This is a genomic window from Burkholderia sp. BCC0419 (genome assembly GCF_902830285.1).
Taxonomy (GTDB): domain Bacteria; phylum Pseudomonadota; class Gammaproteobacteria; order Burkholderiales; family Burkholderiaceae; genus Burkholderia.
Genome location: NZ_CADESR010000015.1, coordinates 19,273 through 37,381, shown reverse-complemented (window position 1 = coordinate 37,381; position 18,109 = coordinate 19,273). Strand labels below are relative to the sequence as shown.

The 18,109-nt window shown below is 67.0% G+C and carries 14 protein-coding genes and 1 pseudogene; 9 read left to right on the top strand and 6 right to left on the bottom strand.

What is annotated here, in order from left to right:
• Nucleotides 1-137: 137 nt before the first annotated feature.
• Nucleotides 138-341 (bottom strand): annotated as a pseudogene (locus HWW87_RS37360) (polysaccharide deacetylase family protein); the annotation flags it as partial.
• Nucleotides 342-826: 485 nt separating this feature from the next.
• Between HWW87_RS37360 and HWW87_RS35505 the strand changes: the two are divergent.
• The 3 genes from HWW87_RS35505 (at nt 827) to HWW87_RS35495 (ending at nt 5,606) form a co-directional block, all read left to right on the top strand.
• On the top strand, nt 827-2,122 hold the full coding sequence (locus tag HWW87_RS35505) for a dicarboxylate/amino acid:cation symporter (RefSeq protein WP_175824185.1): 1,296 nt from the start codon (nt 827-829) through the stop codon (nt 2,120-2,122).
• 443 nt (nt 2,123-2,565) lie between these two features.
• Entirely contained in the window at nt 2,566-4,500 is a 1,935-nt protein-coding gene (locus tag HWW87_RS35500) for an SMP-30/gluconolactonase/LRE family protein (protein ID WP_175824184.1), read from the top strand.
• A gap of 275 nt (nt 4,501-4,775) precedes the next feature.
• Complete coding sequence (locus tag HWW87_RS35495; protein WP_175824183.1) at nt 4,776-5,606, top strand: peptidyl-prolyl cis-trans isomerase; 831 nt, start codon at nt 4,776-4,778, stop codon at nt 5,604-5,606.
• A 30-nt stretch (nt 5,607-5,636) separates the two neighbouring features.
• Here HWW87_RS35495 and HWW87_RS35490 read toward each other — a convergent pair whose 3' ends face one another.
• Together HWW87_RS35490 and HWW87_RS35485 are read right to left on the bottom strand one after the other, a co-directional pair.
• Nucleotides 5,637-6,074 carry a GNAT family N-acetyltransferase gene (locus HWW87_RS35490; RefSeq protein ID WP_175824182.1) on the bottom strand — a complete coding sequence of 146 codons (438 nt, stop codon included), beginning with the start codon at nt 6,072-6,074 and terminating at the stop codon, nt 5,637-5,639.
• A 42-nt stretch (nt 6,075-6,116) separates the two neighbouring features.
• Nucleotides 6,117-7,070, bottom strand: coding sequence for a hypothetical protein (locus HWW87_RS35485; RefSeq protein ID WP_175824181.1), 954 nt, complete (start codon nt 7,068-7,070; stop codon nt 6,117-6,119).
• Between the two features lie 306 nt (nt 7,071-7,376).
• On the opposite strand from HWW87_RS35485, the gene HWW87_RS35480 reads away from it, so the two are divergent.
• On the top strand, nt 7,377-8,669 hold the full coding sequence (locus HWW87_RS35480; protein WP_175824180.1) for an MASE1 domain-containing protein: 1,293 nt from the start codon (nt 7,377-7,379) through the stop codon (nt 8,667-8,669).
• 13 nt (nt 8,670-8,682) lie between these two features.
• Nucleotides 8,683-9,498 carry an alpha/beta fold hydrolase gene (locus HWW87_RS35475; RefSeq protein ID WP_175824179.1) on the top strand — a complete coding sequence of 272 codons (816 nt, stop codon included), beginning with the start codon at nt 8,683-8,685 and terminating at the stop codon, nt 9,496-9,498.
• A 7-nt stretch (nt 9,499-9,505) separates the two neighbouring features.
• On the opposite strand, the gene HWW87_RS35470 is transcribed toward HWW87_RS35475, so the two are convergent.
• Nucleotides 9,506-10,528, bottom strand: coding sequence for a MerR family transcriptional regulator (locus HWW87_RS35470; protein ID WP_175824178.1), 1,023 nt, complete (start codon nt 10,526-10,528; stop codon nt 9,506-9,508).
• A gap of 159 nt (nt 10,529-10,687) precedes the next feature.
• On the opposite strand from HWW87_RS35470, the gene HWW87_RS35465 reads away from it, so the two are divergent.
• From HWW87_RS35465 to HWW87_RS35450, 4 genes are all read left to right on the top strand, one after another.
• Entirely contained in the window at nt 10,688-11,791 is a 1,104-nt protein-coding gene (locus HWW87_RS35465) for a LysR family transcriptional regulator (RefSeq protein ID WP_244107405.1), read from the top strand.
• Nucleotides 11,792-11,944: 153 nt separating this feature from the next.
• Nucleotides 11,945-13,633 carry a GMC oxidoreductase gene (locus HWW87_RS35460; protein ID WP_175824177.1) on the top strand — a complete coding sequence of 563 codons (1,689 nt, stop codon included), beginning with the start codon at nt 11,945-11,947 and terminating at the stop codon, nt 13,631-13,633.
• Between the two features lie 12 nt (nt 13,634-13,645).
• Entirely contained in the window at nt 13,646-15,103 is a 1,458-nt protein-coding gene (locus HWW87_RS35455; RefSeq protein ID WP_175824176.1) for an aldehyde dehydrogenase family protein, read from the top strand.
• Nucleotides 15,100-16,092, top strand: a complete 993-nt coding sequence (locus tag HWW87_RS35450) for an amidohydrolase family protein (protein ID WP_175824175.1) — start codon at nt 15,100-15,102, stop codon at nt 16,090-16,092. Before HWW87_RS35455 ends, HWW87_RS35450 begins: the two co-directional genes overlap by 4 nt.
• Before the next feature lie 106 nt (nt 16,093-16,198).
• Here HWW87_RS35450 and HWW87_RS35445 read toward each other — a convergent pair whose 3' ends face one another.
• Nucleotides 16,199-17,182, bottom strand: coding sequence for an amidohydrolase family protein (locus HWW87_RS35445; protein WP_175824174.1), 984 nt, complete (start codon nt 17,180-17,182; stop codon nt 16,199-16,201).
• Nucleotides 17,160-18,107 (bottom strand): YncE family protein, encoded by a 948-nt coding sequence (locus tag HWW87_RS35440; RefSeq protein WP_175824173.1) that lies wholly within the window; start codon nt 18,105-18,107, stop codon nt 17,160-17,162. Before HWW87_RS35440 ends, HWW87_RS35445 begins: the two co-directional genes overlap by 23 nt.
• Nucleotides 18,108-18,109: the final 2 nt, after the last annotated feature.

Sequence of the window (18,109 nt, the reverse complement as noted above, 5' to 3'; positions counted from 1 at the left end):
TGGCCGGCGGGACGATTCGCGATCCCGTCGGCGCGTTCCCGCTCGCCGGTTTGACCTGACGGCGAGGCCCGTCCGTGCGCACGCATGGCAAGGACGGGTATCGAGAGGTCGGTGGATGAGTCGCGTTCCGACGCATGCTATCCGCGCGACGCAAACCGCCCCTTCGCGCACTTGAACCACAGCCCCACAGCGCCGACCCCGCCCGCCACCGGAATCCGCGGCAGCAGAAACGGATCGTCGGCCGCACCGGCACATCCGCGGCGGGTCGTCGTCGCATTGCCGTAACCGGCAGCGATGACCTGGTCGCGCACGCGTGCGTCGAGATCCCCGTACGGATAACAGAGCGGTTACGTGCGGTAGTGTCGATGTCTGCGCATCTTTGTGACGATGTGTCGCGATCGCTGGATCGTGTCGGCCCGTGTGCGACGGTTTCCCGCGAAAGCGATCGTGACCGGCATGGCGGCCGACACCTGCGTGTTGGTTGCCTGACGCCCGGCGTCGCCGGCCTGCCGCGTCTTTTCGGGCCGGCCGCCTTCTGCGTGACTCACTGACATTCCCCGGCATCCCGCCGCACAGGAAGCGGGCCGGACCGCGACGACACGTCCTTTCCCGACGACATCAGGACGCAAATCAACCCGCGCCGCTTTCAGAATTGAAAGCCGGGGCGCCATTTGCGTTAGAATGCCCCCCCTGTCCGCCCTGGTGACCGCCGGAGACCGCCCGAAGCGGACAGATCGCCCGCATGGCGACACAGGTTTCGATTCGCAGCCGGACGCGACTGATTGACCAGCCGTTAGCAACATACGCCTTGTAATTTGGACCACTAATGAAGAAGAAGCACAACATTACCAAGTACATCGTTGTCGCGATGATTCTTGGCATCGCCGTAGGTTACGCGTGCCATAGCGCGTTTCCCGACCCGAAGATGGCGAAGGAAGTCGCCGGTTACGTGTCGTTGCTGTCCGACGTGTTCCTGCGCTTGATCAAGATGATCATCGCGCCGCTGGTGTTCGCGACGCTGACCGTGGGCATCGCGCAGATGGGCGACGGCAGCGCGGTGGGCCGCGTGGGCGTCAAGGCGTTCGGCTGGTTCTTCATCGCGTCGTTCACGTCGCTGCTGCTCGGCCTGCTGACCGCGACGCTCCTGCAGCCGGGCAGCCACCTGAGCCTGCCGCTGCCGCCGTCCGATGCGGCGCTCAACCTGAAGACGGGCGCGTTCACGCTGAAGGATTTCGTGGTGCACCTGGTGCCGAAGTCGATCGCCGAGGCGATGGCGAACAACGAAATCCTGCAGATCGTCGTGTTCTCGATCTTCTTCGGCACCGCGCTGTCCGCGCTCGGCGAATCGGGCAAGCGCCTGACCGGCGTGATCGACGATCTCGCGCAGGTGATGCTGAAGGTGACGGGGGCGGTGATGTTGTTCGCGCCGGTCGCGGTGTTCGCGGCGCTGGCATCGACGATCACGACCGAAGGGCTCGGCATCCTGCTCACGTTCGCGAAGTTCATGGCGAGCTTCTATCTGGCGCTCGTGCTGCTGTGGGCCGTGCTGACGCTCGCCGGCGTGACGTTCCTCGGCAAGCGTGCGTTCACGCTGCTCCGGCTGATTCGCGAGCCGTTCCTGCTGTCGTTCGCGACGGCCAGCTCCGAGGCCGCGTATCCGAAGCTGCTGGACGCGCTCGACCGCTTCGGCGTGAACCGCAAGATCTCGAGCTTCGTGCTGCCGATCGGCTATTCGTTCAACCTCGACGGCTCGATGATGTACTGCACGTTCGCGGTGTTGTTCATCGCGCAGGTGTACGGCATCCATCTGCCGCTCGGCACGCAGATCACGATGCTGCTGATGCTGATGGTGACGTCGAAGGGGATGGCCGGCGTGCCGCGCGCGTCGCTGGTCGTGATCGCGGCGACGCTCAACCAGTTCAACCTGCCCGAAGCCGGCTTGCTGCTGATCATGGGCGTCGACATGTTCCTCGACATGGGGCGCTCGGCCACCAACGCGGTCGGCAACTCGATCGCGGCGGCCGTGGTCGCGAAGTGGGAAGGGCAGCTCGACGCGCCGCGCGACGACGATTCGGACGGCGCGCGTGTAGCCGAAGTGAAGGTGCGCGAAACGTCGGCATGATGCATGGCAACGCGACGACGCGTTGCCTGCCCCGTAGTCAATGACGATCGCCGGCCTGGATTCGATACGGATTCAGGTCGGCGATTTGTTTCGTGCAGTGGTTTTTCCGATACTTCCGGAATGGCATTCGTCGTTTCAATTTATCGACGCCGAATTGGCGGCGATATTCCCGCAGGTAACAGCCTGATTCTTCCGATTCCCGATTCGGCGTGGAAGTGACCATTCACTGACGCGCGGCGGCGCTTGTCGCAAGCGCGGGTGATTCGCAATTTTTTTTGATTTATATAACGCTATTCTCGCCCTGCGCATTATCGAATGCATGCCGTACATCATACCGACCGCGCCGGATGATTCGGGGAAGAATTTACATCTCGCGGACTTCAAGCCATCTGGCCGGCCGATCCCTTATGTGAATGACTACCCCATTCAGGAGAGCATCCGTCATGGTCGTCAGAAAACCCATCCGGGCTGCGCTCGTTGCCGCAGCGATCGCCGCGCTTGCGCCCGCTGCTCACGCAACCAACACCACCGACTGGATCGCGAATACGTACGGCACGCTCGCGGCGCACGTGGGCAACGTCGCGCGCGCGATGTGGGTCGCGCCCGAAGGCGTGATCTACACGGCGTCGATGTGGGACGAGGATGAAGGCGGCGTCGCGATCTACCAGAACGGCAAGAGCCTCGGCTCGATCGGCGCGCATTCGGAATTCCAGGGCAGCGCGATCACCGGCAATGCGACGTCGCTGTTCGTCGCGCTGCAGCCCGGTAAGACGTACGGCAGCGGCGCGGTGGGGCGCTACAACCGCGCGACGAAGTATCGCGACCTCGTGATCCAGGTCAGCGCGGCGACCAACCAGCCGCGCATCGACGTCGTCACCGGACTCGCGACGGCCGGCTCGCTGCTCTATGCGAGCGACTTCTACGGCAATCGCGTGCGCGTGTTCACCACCGATGGCGTGTGGCAGCGGGACATCGGCGTGTCGGCGCCGGGCGCGCTCGCGGTGGACAGCGCGGGCAACGTGTGGGTCGCGCAGAAGAGTGCCGGCTCGATCGTCGGCTTCAGCCCGGCCGGCGCGCTGCTGAACACGATCCGGATGCCGGCCGGCTCGCACCCGTCGGCGCTGTATGTCGATGCGGCGGCCGGGCAACTGTTGGTGGGCGACGAAGGCCCCGACCAGAACATCAAGCGTTATTCGATCTCGGGCCGGCCCGCGCTGGCCGGCACGTTCGGCGTACGCGGCGGCTATCTCGACACGACGACGGGCATCAAGGGGCAGGTCGGCCCGCAACGCTTCACGCGCATCGTCGGGATCGGCAAGGACACCGGCGGCAACCTCTATGTGCTCAACAACCCGTGGGGCGGCAGCTGGGATCTCGGCCGCAACGGCGCGACCGACATTCACGCGTACGGCAGCAGCGGCAACCTGCGCTGGACGCTGCAGTCGCTGAACTTCGAAGGCATCGCCGCGCCGGACCCGGTCACGGACGGCGCGCTGTTCTACGGCGGCACGCATATCTACAGCGGCAGCGCGGGCGGCAAGTTCGTCGCGAACACCGTCGATCCGTTCACGTATCCGTCGGACCCGCGCATCAACATGAGCGATACGCAGCGCGACGAACACTTCGGGCTGCTCACGTCGGTCGGCGCGAACCGGATCCTCGTCGCGGCCGGCCAGAATCCACCGATCTTCTACTTCTATCATTTCAACGCGGCGAACGGCTACATCGCGATTCCGGACGGCTCGATTCCGGGCCCCGCGTTCAACACGACGCAGCGCGTGACGGGCGGCTTCAGCGTCGACAGCCAGGGCGGCGTATGGGCCGGCCTCGACAAGACCGGCGCGATCACGCATTACCCGCTGACCGGCTTCGACGCGAACGGCAAGCCGTCGTGGGGAGCCGGCGTCGCGACCCGCATTCCGGCCAGCATCCAGCCGCTCACGCGCATCGTCTATCTCGCGGACAGCGACACGATGGTGCTCGCGCAGGGCGCGGTCGGCAGCAACGACTGGACGTCGATCGGCACGCGCATCGAGGTGTATCACGGCTGGCGCGCGGGCAATACGACGAAGCCGGACCCGGTGATCACGCTGCCGCACAGCGGCGCGAAATCGATCGACGCGGCGGGCAACCACCTGTTCGTCGGCTACTGGTTCAGCAGCAGCGGGCCGCTGTGGCCGAACGTCGACGCGTTCAACCTCAGCACCGGCAATCTCGACACGACGCTGGTCAACGCGAGCCCCGCGACCGTCGATACCAGCAGCGCGATCGATGCGATGTACAGCATCCGCGCGTACCGCCGCTCGAACGGCGAGTACGTGGTGATGAAGAACAACGTGAAGGGGAACAGCATCACCGTGTACCGGTGGACGCCCTGACGTGCTGAACGTGCGGCCGCTTCGGGCGGCGGCCGTAGTCGCGAAGTCGTGAAAGCAATCGTGAGCATTTCCGCGGATTGTTGCTCAACGTGCATGCAATGAACTGCGGGCACAATGCGTGCGGCGCCGCGTCGGACCCGCTTCCCCGACCTCCCGACGTGGAAACGCGGTTCCGTGCACAATGACAGCGGCTCCCGCAGACGTCGTGCGGGCGTGCACGATGAACGGGCGCGGCTGCCCTCTGCCGCGTTTCTTATGCTTGAAGCGACATCACGATGAAAATGAAAACGATACCGAACCGCCTGTTGACGATCGTCGCGCTGGCCGGCGCACTGAGCGGCCCTGTCCACGCGCAGACGGCGGCGACCGTCGCGACCGTCAACGGCACGCCGATCACGCAGGCCGACGTCGATACGCTGCTGCGCGCGTCCGGGCAGCCCGATTCGCCGCAGATCCGCCAGGCGATCAAGAACCAGCTGATCACGCGCGTGCTGGTTCAGCAGGCGGCCGAGAAGGCGAACTACGCGGACAAGCCCGAGGTCAAGGCGGCGATGCAGCAGGCGAAGGTGACGGCCGAGGTGCAACTGTACCTGCGCGACAACGTGAAGCCGGAGCCGGTGACCGACGAGCAGGTCAAGGCGCGCTACGACGAACTCGTCGCGGCGCTCGGCAAGAACGAATACAAGCCGCGCGTGATCGTCGTCAAGGATGCGGTCGCGGCGGCGACGGTGCTGAGCGAACTGAAAGCGGGCAAGTCGTTCGACGGGCTGGCACGCCAGTACAGCCTGGCGCCGAGCCGCGATACCGGCGGCGAGCTGCCGTGGGTGAGCTTCAACACGCCGGCGGCGGAAGGCAAGACGGCCGGGTTGCCGCTGCCGGTCGCGCAGGCGCTCGAGAAACTGACGGTCGGCGCGGCGACGAAGGATTCGATTCCGGTCGATGGCGCGCGGGCGATCGTGAAGCTGGATGCGAAGCGGCCGACGCAGGTGCCGGGTTTCGAAACCGCGAAGCCGACGCTTCAGCAGCAGTTGCAGGCGATCGCGGCCGAGAAGGCGAGTGCGCAGATGATCGGCAATCTGCTGAAGGACGCGAAGATCACGCAGTAATGGAATGCGGTGGCGTCGAAACGACGCGCGTCACGCGTGCCGGATCAGGTTCGCGCTCGTGTCGGTTTCCGACGCGACGCGGAAGCCGAGGCGTTCATAGAGCCGTCGCGCCGGGTTGCCGTGCAGCACGCTGAGCGACGCCGGCACGTGCGCGCGTGCCGCGTCGGTCAGCAATGCGTTCAGCACGGCCTCGCCGATTCCGCGGCCCTGGCGCGCGGGGAGGATCTGGATCTGATGGACGTGCCATTCGCCGGCGGCGCGCGTCACCTTCAGCAGGCCGATGGCGTCGGCGCCTTCGCAGACGATCATCGCGTCGTCGAAGTTCGCACGGATGCGCCGGTCGTGCGCTTCATCGTCGGTCGGCGCGCCGACGCGCTGCAGGTGCTCGGTCATCGTGAGTCGACGGAGCGTCAGCAGGAACGGGAGATCTTCCTGAGACGCCGTACGCAGATGGATCGCCGGTTTCACGAGTGATGAGAAGTTGCGTCGGGTGCGAGGCGTCGGTGTGGATCACATGCCCGGCAACCGAATTTGCAGGCCGGCCGGGCGATGTTCGAGGACATCCGTGACCTCGTACTCGGTTTTTGCCCCGTCCGAAGTTTGCCACTGCTGCATACGGACATTGCACAACAGCACGTCTCCCTTGCTGAAACTGATCTGGCTGTTGTTCACGCGCGACAGGAAGCCGGCATCGGTGATCGTCGCGTGAATCGTCGACGTGCCGTCGTACAGGCGCCACTTGTTGTCGTCCTTGAACGCGAGCGACACGATCGAGAACGCCATCTTGCGATGCTCGTCGAGCAGGAGCGCATCGGTTGGCTCGGGCGCATGAAACCATGCGATCTCGTTGCGGGTGACCGTCTCGTACACCTCGGTATCGGTGCCGGCCGCGAAAATCTCGATGCCTTCGCGCGCGAGCGGCGCAAGCACTTGCGCGATAGCTTGGCGAACGCGGACGTCACTCAGCAGCGTGAGGACGGGCAGGTCGATTTCGAGTTCGTCGCCGTCGACGTCCAGCACCGCGGTGTGGGCCTGCATCCGCACGTGCGTGATCTCGCGCCCGCGCAGCCATTTGACGACGGCGAAAAGCCCCTTCCTCGCCCTGGGCGCGGCGATGCCGAGCGCGGTCAGGATCGTGACCGCATTGGCGAGCGCCGTGCCTTCGTTGCCGCTCAGCATGTCGCGCATGCGGCCGAGCAGCGAGGTCGCGAGTGTGAAGTCGATGCCGAAGCTGCCGGTCTTGAAGCTGCCGCGCACGTTGACCTGCGGTCGTACCTGAGCGCCGCACAGTGCGCGGGTGGACGCGTCTAGCAAATCGCCGAACGCCAGCAGCGCGGGCGCGAGTTCGCGCACGTCCATCTCCGACGAGTCGAGCGTGGGCCCGTCGTACGTGATGCGAAATCGGCTCATGGTGCCGAAGGGGCCGATATCGGCCGGGTCGGTACTGTTTTCATGTGCGGTCATGTGGAATGCGGGTGTGAGAGGTGGACGATACCCGAAACGAACGCTTTCGGATGCCTTTCATGGTAGGGGCGAACGGCCGGCCGCGCGCGATTTTGGCCATCCGGACAAGGCGGCTTGCGGACGTGTCCCGATAGCGCCCGGCAAGCAACGAACTTTTCCGATACTTTCCCGGTCACACTCGCCAGCTTGCGGGGGGCGCGCCGGTGCCCCGAACGTGCTGCCGCCTGCCGGTATTCCGCCGTTCGACCCGCCCGCCTATCATGCGCACATCGCTCGCACGCACGGCGCAATACACAGGGATTCTCGATGGACACCAAACGACCGCGGCCGGGGCTCGTCGCCGCGCTGCTCTGGGCGGCGCTGTATCTCGCGACCGGCTACATCTCGCACGAATTCAACGGCCCCGTCCGGCTGACCGGCTACATCTGGCTGCCGGCCGGCGTGACGGTCGGCGCGTTCATGCTGCGGCCGGTGCGCGAATGGCTGACGCTGGCCGGCGCGTTCCTGGTCGGGCAGCTCGCGCTGACCGGCATCGAGCACGGCAGCCTCGTCAACGCGGTGCTGTTCACGGTCGACGAGGTCGGCGCGGCCGCGCTCGCGGTCTGGCTCGTGCAGCGCGTGCGCTTTTCGCTCGAAGGGCTGTACTTCCTGCGCTCGGTGATCCTCGCCGGCTTGATCGCGGGCGTCGTCGGCGCGATCGGCGGCGCGGCGTGGTACACGACGGTCAAGGGGGCGCCGTTCTTCGACGTGTGGTGGGTGTGGGCCGCGTCCGATTTCGTCGGCGTGCTGCTGGTCACGCCGGTGCTCGCGTCGTGGTCGCGCTTTCGCGCGCACCGCTCGGGCGACCACGAGCGCTTCGACCTGATGCTCGGCATCGTCGCGTTCGCGCTGCTCGCGGTCGTCGCGCTCGTGATCTTCGACGGCGATACGTCGCAGAAATTCGGCACGGGCGCCGGCTTCGCGCTCACGTATGTCCCACTGTTCCTGACGGTCGCGGTGACGCTGCTGCTCGGCGGCCGCGCGGGCTCGTCGTCGGTGCTGGTGCTCGCGCTGATCGTGATCGAGCAGACCGCGCAAGGCGACGGCCCGTTTACGTCGTTCCACGAGCATTACGGCAGTGCACTGCTCGAGGCGCAGCTCTATCTGGCGGTCGCGTCGCTGCTGGTGCTGACGGTGAGCACGCTGAAGACGACGCGCGAGCGCGTGCACGAGCATGCGGCCGTCCTGCAGAACAACATGGAGCTCGCGCTCGCGAGCGCCGGCCAGCTCGCGTACGTGCTCGATCCCGAGTCGGGCCGGATCGAATGGAGCGGCGACGTCGAGCGGGTGTTCGGCGTCGGCGTCGACGCTGCGCAGATCGCGAGCGTGCCGCTCGTGCTCGAACGCGTGCAGCCGGGCGACCGCGACGCGCTGTGCGACTACTGGAATGCAGAGATCGCGGGCGAGGACCGCGCGTCGCTGTCGCTGCGCATCGTGCTGCGCGACGGCGGCACGCGGACGATCACCGACCACGGCGCGCCGCTGCTCGATTCGAACGTCGACGTGACGGTGGTGGCGGGCGTGTGGCAGATCGAGCGCGTATGGCCGGCGGACGAATGAGCGGGCGCGCGTCATGACGGGCCGCACGGGCGTGCTGCTGATCCACGGGCTCGGCGGCACGCAATACGATCTCGGTTCGCTGCACAAGGCGATGCGGCGCGCGGGCGGCGACACGCACATGATCACGCTGCCGGGGCACGGCACGCGCCCCGAGGATCTGATTGGCGTGCGCGCGGAGGCGTGGCTCGACGCGGTGACCGCGCAGTATCGCGCGCTGGAACGCGAGTACGACACGCTGCACGTCGCGGGGATGTGCATGGGCGCACTCGTCGCGCTGCTGCTGTGTCATCGCGTGCAGCATGCGCGCGGCCGGCTCGCGCTGCTGGCCACGCCGGTGTTCATCGACGGCTGGTCGACGCCGTGGTACCGGTCGCTGCGGCACGTGCTGTATCGCGTGCCGGGTATCGCCGAGCGAATGCGCGTGGAGGAAGGCGATCCGTTCGGCATCAAGAACGCGACGATCCGCGCGATCGTGAAGAAGAAGTTCGAGCGGCAGGACAGTTTCCACTATGCGTGGGTGCCGCTCGCGTGCATGCGGCAGGTGGACCGGATGCGCGACTGGGTGCTCGACGCGGCGGCCGGCACGCCGTGCCCGACGCTCGTGCTGCATGCGCGCGAGGACGAGCTGACGAGCCTGCGCTCGGCCGATTTCCTGCTGGAGAAGATGCCCGACGCGCGCGGGATCGTGCTGGAGAACAGCTATCACATGATCTGCGCGGACAACGATCGCGACGACGTCGCGCGGCACGTGCTCGAATTCTTCGGCTTCGATCCCGTGCATGCGGTGAGCCCGGCGATGGCGCGGAGGATGGGGCGGCTGGAATCGTGACGGCGGCTCACGCCGTTATCGGCCGCCGCGCGATCCGCTCCCGAACCTCCGGCGTCGCGAGGCACGTGGCCACGGCCTCATACCCCGGCGCGCCGGAATAAGGCGCCACGCGCGCAGGCGGGCTGTGATTGGCCGGGCACAACAGGATGGTTTCGTCGGGGCCGACCGCCGTCAGATCGAGGATCGCCGACGAGCGCGTCAGCACGAACAGCGGCCGCATGCCGGCGGCTGCGCATGCGCGCAGATGCGCGATCAACGCCAGTTGCGTGGCCCGGTCGAGGCCCTGTTCGATCATGTCGACGATCCGCACGCGCGGGCCTTCCGCTTCGAGGTCGACGAGCAGCGCGGTCAGCGCCGCCGACGGCGTCGCGCCCCTGCCGGCGAGCAACGCCGACGTGCGGTCGACGCGCGACTTCAGTGCCGGATCGGCGCGCAATGCGTCGGATGCCGCGGCACAATCGTCGTCCAGCCGATCGAGGCCGACGAACACGGCGCCGGGCAGTGCGTCGGCCAGCCGAAGCGCGAGCCGCGTCTTGCCGCTCCCCAGCGAACCGATGATGTAGTTCAACGGCCGGATATCGCGGCACTCGAACCATTCGCCGCCCCACGGCCACGGCAGGCTGAACGCGACGCCGGCGCTGCCAGGGTCGAGCAGCCGCGTCAGTTCGCCATCGGCCGGCATCCGGCCGCGCGCCAAGCCGGCGCGCATCGCGCGCACGCGGTCGAGCTTGATCACGAGATCCTGAATCCCGTGATCGAGCGCCGCCTCGTGAGCAGCCAGCGCGGCATCGAGACTGCGCGCGTCGCCATCGAGCACGCTCGCCACCTGCGCGAGACCGAGGCCGAGCTTGCGCAGCGCCGCGATGTCGGCGGCGCGCGCGAGGTCGTCCGGGCCGTACGCGCGGTATCCGGCCGGCGTGCGTTCGGGCGTGACGAGGCCGTGCCGCTCGTACAGCCGCAGCGCCTTGATCGAGACGCCGAGCCGCGCGGCGGCGGCCGATGCGTTCAAACGGGGCGTGTCCGTACCCATCCGTCACCTCTTGGCTGTCGATTCGTTGCGCTCAGCATAAAGGCGATCCCAGGGGCCGGGTCAAGCGCGATCGCGCGGCAGTGCTTGTTCGAATGCCGCCGATGACGGCAGGGACAATGGTGTGACGCGGGCGACGCGATCACCACATCAAAAGAGTTCGTGAACCGATACTTTTTGCTCAGGGTCGGTCGTGCGATGCACAAAATGTGTCGGTTGGGGAGGGCGGACGGGCGAGAGGCCGGCGGTGGCGTAACCGGGCACGTTCGGCCCGCGCGTGGCACCATCGCCGACATTGCGCCTCTCGCCCAGTCGAAACGGATCATGAACAAATTTTCCGACATGAGTACGTTCGTGGCAGTGGTCGAGGCGGGGAGCTTCTCCGAAGCCGCTCGTCGCCTCGGCACCACCAAGTCGATCGTCAGTGCCCGTATCCAGAAGCTCGAGCGACGCCTCACTTGCGCGTTGCTCAAGCGCGGCCGTGCGCTGCAACTGACCGATCCGGGGCAGCGGTTCTTCGAGCAATCCCGGCAGCTTCTGCAGGAACTCGAGCGTATCGAAGGCGAAGTGAACGAAGCCGGCTCGAGCCTGAGCGGCAACCTGACGCTTTCCGTTCCGGTCACCTTCGTCGCGCGCTATCTTGCGCCGCTGCTGTCGCGTTTCGCGGAAATGTATCCGGCGCTTTGCCTCGACGTCGAAGCGGACGACCGGCTGTCGAATCTTCAGGACGGGCACTTCGATGCGGCGATCCGGATCGGCCAACTGGCCGATTCGAGCCTGATCGCCCGCCCCGTCACCGTCAACCGGCACCTGATATGTGCGAGCCCGGGCTATCTCGAGCGGCGCGGCGTGCCGGTGCATCCCGACGACCTGCCGCAACACGACGGATTGCTCTATCTGAACCGCGAACCCCATGGCATGTGGAGCCTGCCGCTCGAATACGAAAAGCAATCGTTTCGCGTGAGGGTACGCATGCGGACCGATTCGGGTTTTCAACTGCTTGCCGGTGCGATCGCCGGGCTGGGGCTGGCGATCCTGCCGACGTTTCTGGCGTCCGACGCGCTGGTTGCTGGCGAACTCGTGTCGGTGCTGCCGGAATATGCGCCGTCAGGCGGGCAGGTCAATGTCGTCTATCGCAAGACGGTTCGCACGTCGCCCAAGATTCAGGCACTGGTCCAGTTCCTCGACGAAGCGATCGGACACCCGGCCCGTTGGGACGTGCCGCTGATCGAACGCGGCCTGCTTCCGCATCCTTCGCATACGTGAGCGCGCGGTCGCCTCGCCAATGAGGGCCGCGCGCATGACGGGCGGATGCGCGCGTTCGGAAAAAGCGAACCACCGGTTCGGTTTCCGGTAGCTATCGGGTCGCGGCGCCCCACCGTACTGTGGCAGACGCATTCAATGGAGAACGCGTCTGCCATGAAGAACACCACGCCGTATCGTCCCGCGCGCCGCGTCCTGCTCGCGCAAACCCTCGCCCATTCGGCGACGCTCGCTGTCGGTTCGCTGTTCGGCGCCGACGCGATCGCGGCAAGTGCGGCAAACTCGTCGAACTCGCTGAACTCGTCCGGCTCGGGCGCCGCCGGCACGTCGCCCCGCACCACGACCGGAAGCGGCCCGCGAACCGTCGATGTGCTGGTCGTCGGCGGCGGTTCCGCCGGTGCCGTCATGGCGGCCCGCCTGAGCGAGAAGGCAAGTCGCAACGTCCTGCTGCTCGAGGCCGGGCACGACTACGCTGCCTGGGACTACCCGCACGTCATCGCCAGCAGCGATATCGTCGGTGGCGATGCGCGACATGAATGGGGGTACCGCACCCGGGCCGGCTACGTCGATCACCCGATCAACGCCCTGCGCGGCAAGGTGCTCGGCGGCAGTTCGGCGATCAACGGTGCCGTCGCCATTCGCGCGCGGCCGCAGGATCTGAAGCACTGGAATCTTCCCGGCTGGTCGTACGAGGCGATGCTGCCGTCGTTCCGGCGGCTCGAACATCGCGACAACGACAGCGTGTCGCACGGCCAGGCGGGGCCGCTGCCCGTGCGTCAACTGACGCGCGAGGACCTCACGCCGATGCAGCGCGCGTTCGTCGATGCGACCGTCGCGAACGGCTATCGCGCGATCGAGGATTTCGACGGCGTGGACGCCAACGGCGTCGGCCCGTATCCGATGAATATCGTCAACGGCGTGCGCGTCAACACGGGCATGGCCTACCTGACCAATGAGGTCCGGGCGCGGTCGAATCTGGCGATTCGCGGCGGCGCGCTGGTCGATCGCGTGCTGGTCGCGCAGGGGCGGGCCATCGGCGTGCGGCTCGAAAACGGCGAGGACATTCACGCGAACGAGGTGATCCTGAGTGCGGGCGCCTATGGCAGCGCGGCCATTCTGCTGCGTTCGGGCATCGGGCCGGGTGCCGACCTGCGCGCACTGTCGATTCCCGAAGTCGCCGCGTTGCCGGTTGGCCGGCGCCTGAAAGATCATCCGTTCTATTACAACGCGTATGCCGCCCGTCCTGACCGGATCGGCGAGCAGTCGCCGTCGATCGGTGCGTTCCTGTGGACGAACAGTTCGACGGCGCAGCACGGCGATCTCGATCTGCATGTCACCGCGACGCATCTGTTCCCGCACGACCAGAGCCCGACCAAGGTCGGTTTCGTCCTCGCGGTCGCGCTCACGCGTCCGTTGTCGGTCGGCAGCCTTAAACTCGCGAGCCGGCAGCCGGGAGACGCGCCCGTGATCGACCTGAATTTCCTCGGCGAAGAGCAGGATCGCGTGCGGCTGCTCGAAGGCATCAAACTGGCGCGCCGCATCGGCCGCACCGCGCCGCTGTCCGGCCTCGTTCATTCGGAAATCAATCCGGGGCCGGGCGCGGAATCCGACGAACGGATTCTGGCGTCGGCGCGAGCGACGCTCGACACGTACCACCATCCGACTTCGACCGCGCCGATGGGCGCCATCGACGATCCGCATGCCGTCGTCGATCTCGAAGGACGGGTGCACGGCGTGAGCGGCCTGCGTGTCGTCGACGCGTCGATTTTTCCGGATGCGATTTCGGTCGCGACCAACATCACCACCATTGCGGCGGCCGAGCATATCGCCCGCCGCTACAGCTGACAGGAGAACGTCATGACTGTTGCTGCTCCCGTATTGCACTGGATCGACGGCGAGTGGGTGGATTCCGTCGCTCATCGCGATTCCGTCGACCCCGCGACAGGCTCGGTGATCGGCCGTTATGCCGACGGCGGCGAGCCCGAGGCGCGCGCGGCGATCGACGCAGCCCTGCGCGCGTTTCACGACACGCCGTGGAAGCGCGATGCCGCGCTGCGCGCACGCGTGCTGGACGAACTGGCCGCCGCATTCGAGCGGCATGCCGACGCGCTGATCGAACTGCTGGCGCTCGAGAACGGCAAGATCAAGCCCGAAGCGCGTTTCGAAGTGTCGATGGTGCCGTCGAAGCTGCGCTACTACGCGGCGCTGGCGCGGGCCGAAACGGGCCGCAGCGGAACGCCTCGGCCGGACGTCGTGTCGCTCGTGCTGCGCGAGCCGATGGGCGTTGCCGGCATCATCGTGCCGTGGAATTCCCCCGTCGTGCTGATGGTGCGTTCGCTCGCGCCGGCGCTGGCGGCGGGGACGACCGCCGTCGTCAAGATGCCGGGCCAGACCGCGCAGACCAATGCGCTCGTGGCACGGGTCCTGTCCGAAGCGCCGTCGCTGCCGCGCGGCGTCGTCAATCTGTTCAGCGAATCGGGCGCGGCCGGAGCGAAGCACCTGATCGCCTCTGCCGACGTGCCCGTCATCAGCTTCACGGGCTCGACCGCGACGGGGCGCGCGATTGCCGCCGTCGGCGCGCAGCGGCTCAAGCGCGTCGGTCTCGAGCTCGGCGGAAAGACGCCGCACGTCATGTTCGACGACACGGATCTCGATTCGGCCTTGCCCGTCATCGAGAAATCGCTGACGGTGTTCGCCGGGCAGTTCTGCATGACCGGCTCGCGCGTGCTGGTGCAACGCGGCATCGCGGACACCGTGCGCGCGCGTCTCGCGCAACGCCTGGCCGCGGCGCGGGTCGGCCCGGCCGCCGATCCGCTCAGCGACATGGGGCCGCTCATCGACCGGCCCAACGTCGAGCGCGTGAATCGCGCGGTCGAAGCGGCGATCGCGGCGGGCGCGAAAGTGGTCGTTCGCGGCGGCCCGGTGACCGAGGGCGAGCTTGCGCGCGGTGCGTTCTATCGTCCGACGTTGCTCGAAGTCGACAGCGCCCGGCTCGATATCGTTCAGCAGGAAACCTTCGGGCCCGTCATGACGATGCAGGTATTCGATACCGAGGCGGAAGCCGTCGCGCTGGCCAACGACAGCGAATATGGCCTGGCCGCGGCGGTCTGGACCCGTGACGTGCAGCGTTCGATCCGCGTGGCGCGGTCGCTTCAGGCGGGCACGGTGTGGATCAACGACTGGGCGAAGGTGTACGACGAATTCGAGGAGGGCGGGTATCGGCAATCCGGCCTGGGCCGCCTCAACGGCGCTGCCGCGATCGACGACTTCATCGAATACAAACACATCACGCTGACTACCGGAGAAGCACCTTGAAAGCCAAGATCGTACTGGAAGAGCACCTGTCGACCGCGCTCAACAACAGCATGTGGGACGCGTCCGGCGAAGCCGAGCGCAACGGGAAGCGCTACATGGACGACGTCGACGCGCGACTGCTTGACGCGGACCGGCGGATCGAGGAGATGGACCGCTGCGGGATCGACATCGCGGTGCTGTCGCTCACGTCGCCCGGTGCGCAATCGATTCTCGACCGCGCGGCGGCCATCGATTTCGCGAAGCGGACCAACGACGAGATCGCCGAGCGCTTCACCTCCGTGCATCCCGGGCGCCTGCAGGCGTTCGCGACCGTCGCGCTGCAGTCGCCGAAGGACGCGGCGGACGAACTCGAACGGGCCGTCGCGGAGCTCGGGATGCGGGGGGCGCTCGTGAACGGCTATACGAATATCGGCGACGCGGACACCGCGCAGTATCTCGACGAGGCGCCGGTCTGGGAATTCTGGGAACGCGCGGCCGCCCTCGACGTGCCTGTCTATCTTCATCCGCGCGAGCCGCTGCCGAGCCAGCGGCGGATCTACGACGGCTATTCGTCGCTCGTCGGCTCGGCATGGGGGTTCGCGCATGAGACCGCCACGCATGCGATCCGCTTGATGCTGAGCGGCCTGTTCGATCGCTATCCGAACCTGACGATCATCCTGGGGCATCTCGGTGAAGGGTTGCCGCTGATGTTGCCGCGCCTCGAGCATCGCCTTCGCATGCAGCGGGACGGCACTGGGCTGGGGCAGGCGAAGCGTCCGGTCGGCGAGTATTTCAGCCGCAACTTCTACGTCACGACGAGCGGCCACTTTCATACGAAGGGGCTGCTCAACACGATCAGTGAAGTCGGCGTCGATCGCGTGCTGTTTTCCGCCGACTACCCGTACGAGAGCATGCAGACTGCCAGCGAGTGGTTCGACCACGCATTGCTGAGCGAAAACGACCGGGTCAAGATCGGCCGCACGAATGCGGCGCGTCTGTTCGGTTTCTGATCCCGGCGGCATCTGAAAGCGGGACGCGTTTCGTTTCCGCGATGACACGCGGCGCGCTCATGGGCGTCGCGTGCCGTTTCAGGTAGTGGGGTACGGTGCGCGGTCGTCAGTCTGCGCGCGCGGCAGCGGCACCGACATCGATCCGGTACACCCGCAGCGCGTTGTCATGCCAGATCGCGCGGCGCGCGGCGTCATCGAGGTGCGTCATCGCTAAGGCGAACGTGCGCAGCAGCGCGGGATACGACACGCGCAGGCCGGCCACGGGGAAATTGCTGGCGAACAGGCAGCGCTGCGAGCCGAAGATCGCGATCGTGTCGCGGATGATCCTTGCGTTGTCCGCATCGTTCCACACTGCATCGCGCAGGCCGAGCTCGGAGATTTTCACGGTAACGCGCGGCAACGCGGCGAGCGCGGCCATGCCGCTGCGCCAGCGCGCGAGCCCGGCTTCGGAACGATCACACGGCAGTCCCGCATGTTCGAGCACGACGTCGACGTCGGGCGCGTCGGCCAGCATCGCGGCCGCGTCGCCGAGATGCCAGAACGGCACGCGCAGATCCCAGCTCAGGCCGTGCGCGGCGACGCGTTCGAGCGCGACCGGCCAGCGCGGATCACGCAGCGCGCCCGGCCCGTCGATGGACGCATCCGGCGCGGTCGCGGTGCGCGGCTTGAAACGCACGCCGCGCACGCGCGGCCACGCGGCCTGTTCGGCGAGCCGTTCGTCCGCATCGCCGGCCAGCAGGTCGACCCACGCGACGATCGCCGACGGCAGCGCGTGCGCGGCCGCGACCTCGTGCAGCCAGCGCGTTTCCGCGAGCGCTTCATCGCGCGCCCGTTCCGCCTCGACGTGCACGCTCGCGACGATCGGCGCGCCTTGCGCGGCGTGCCGGAAGTCGTCCACACCGAAATCGCGGCACAGCGCCGCGTAGTCGCCGAACATGAAGCGCGCCGGATCGTACTGCTCCTGCAGCCATGGATAGTGCGCACCCGCATCGAGTCGCCACAGGTGGTGATGCGCATCGACGATCGCCGCCGGCATCGCGTCCGGCGGCGGTGCGTCGTCGCGCCGCTCAGCGCGTGCCGGCGAGCACATACGACGCATCCGGTTCACGCAGCGTCGGCAACGCACCGACGAACCGCCACGCATCGAGATCGAGTTCGCGCACATAGTCGTCCTGGAACGACACATAAGCGACGCGCCGCGACGGATGGAACGACAGCGCGGTCGGGTTCGCGGGCAGCGCGACGCGTTTGATCTCTTCCAGCTGCCGCGCATCGAACACCGAGATCGATTGCTCCCCGGAATTGGTCAGCAGCAGCAGGTCGCGGCCGTCGGGCGCGCTCGTCCGGTAGATGCGGTTCGGGTCGCTGCGGGTTTTCACGCGGCGGCCGCAGGTCATCGTCTCCGTGTCGATCTCGACCAGCGTGTCGTCGCCGCGATTCGCGACGAACAGCGTGCGCTCGTCGCTCGACAGCGCATTGCCTTCGGGGCGCGGGCCGGGCATCACCGCGCGCGGCGCGACCGTCGCGTCGCGCGGATGGAATTGCGTGACCGTGTTCGACAGCAGATGCACGCCGTACGCGCGGCTCGCGTCGCGTGTGAGCGTCACGAGGTGCGTCTTCACGCCGCCGGACGGCACGGCCATGTTCGGTACCGGCTGCCGGGTCGGCTCGTCGAATACGAGCAGCATGTCGTGCGCCTCGCTCATCGCATAGAGCCGGCCGTCGCGGTCGCTCGCCATCCCGTGCGGCCGGTAGTACGGCCACAGGTCGAGCATTCGCGTGTGGGTGCGCTCGACGAGATCGATCTCGGCGATCCGGTGATCGCCTTCATGGCCGCGCGACCATGCGGTCTCGATTCCGAAGATGCCGACGTACGCATAGCGCTCGTTCACGTCGACGGTGAATTCGTGCGGGAAGTTCGGCAGCACGATGTGCTTGAGCGCGGCTTTCGTTTCGAGGTCGTAGAAGCTGAAGGTATGGGCGCATTTCTGCACCAGCAGCAGGATGTCGTTCATCG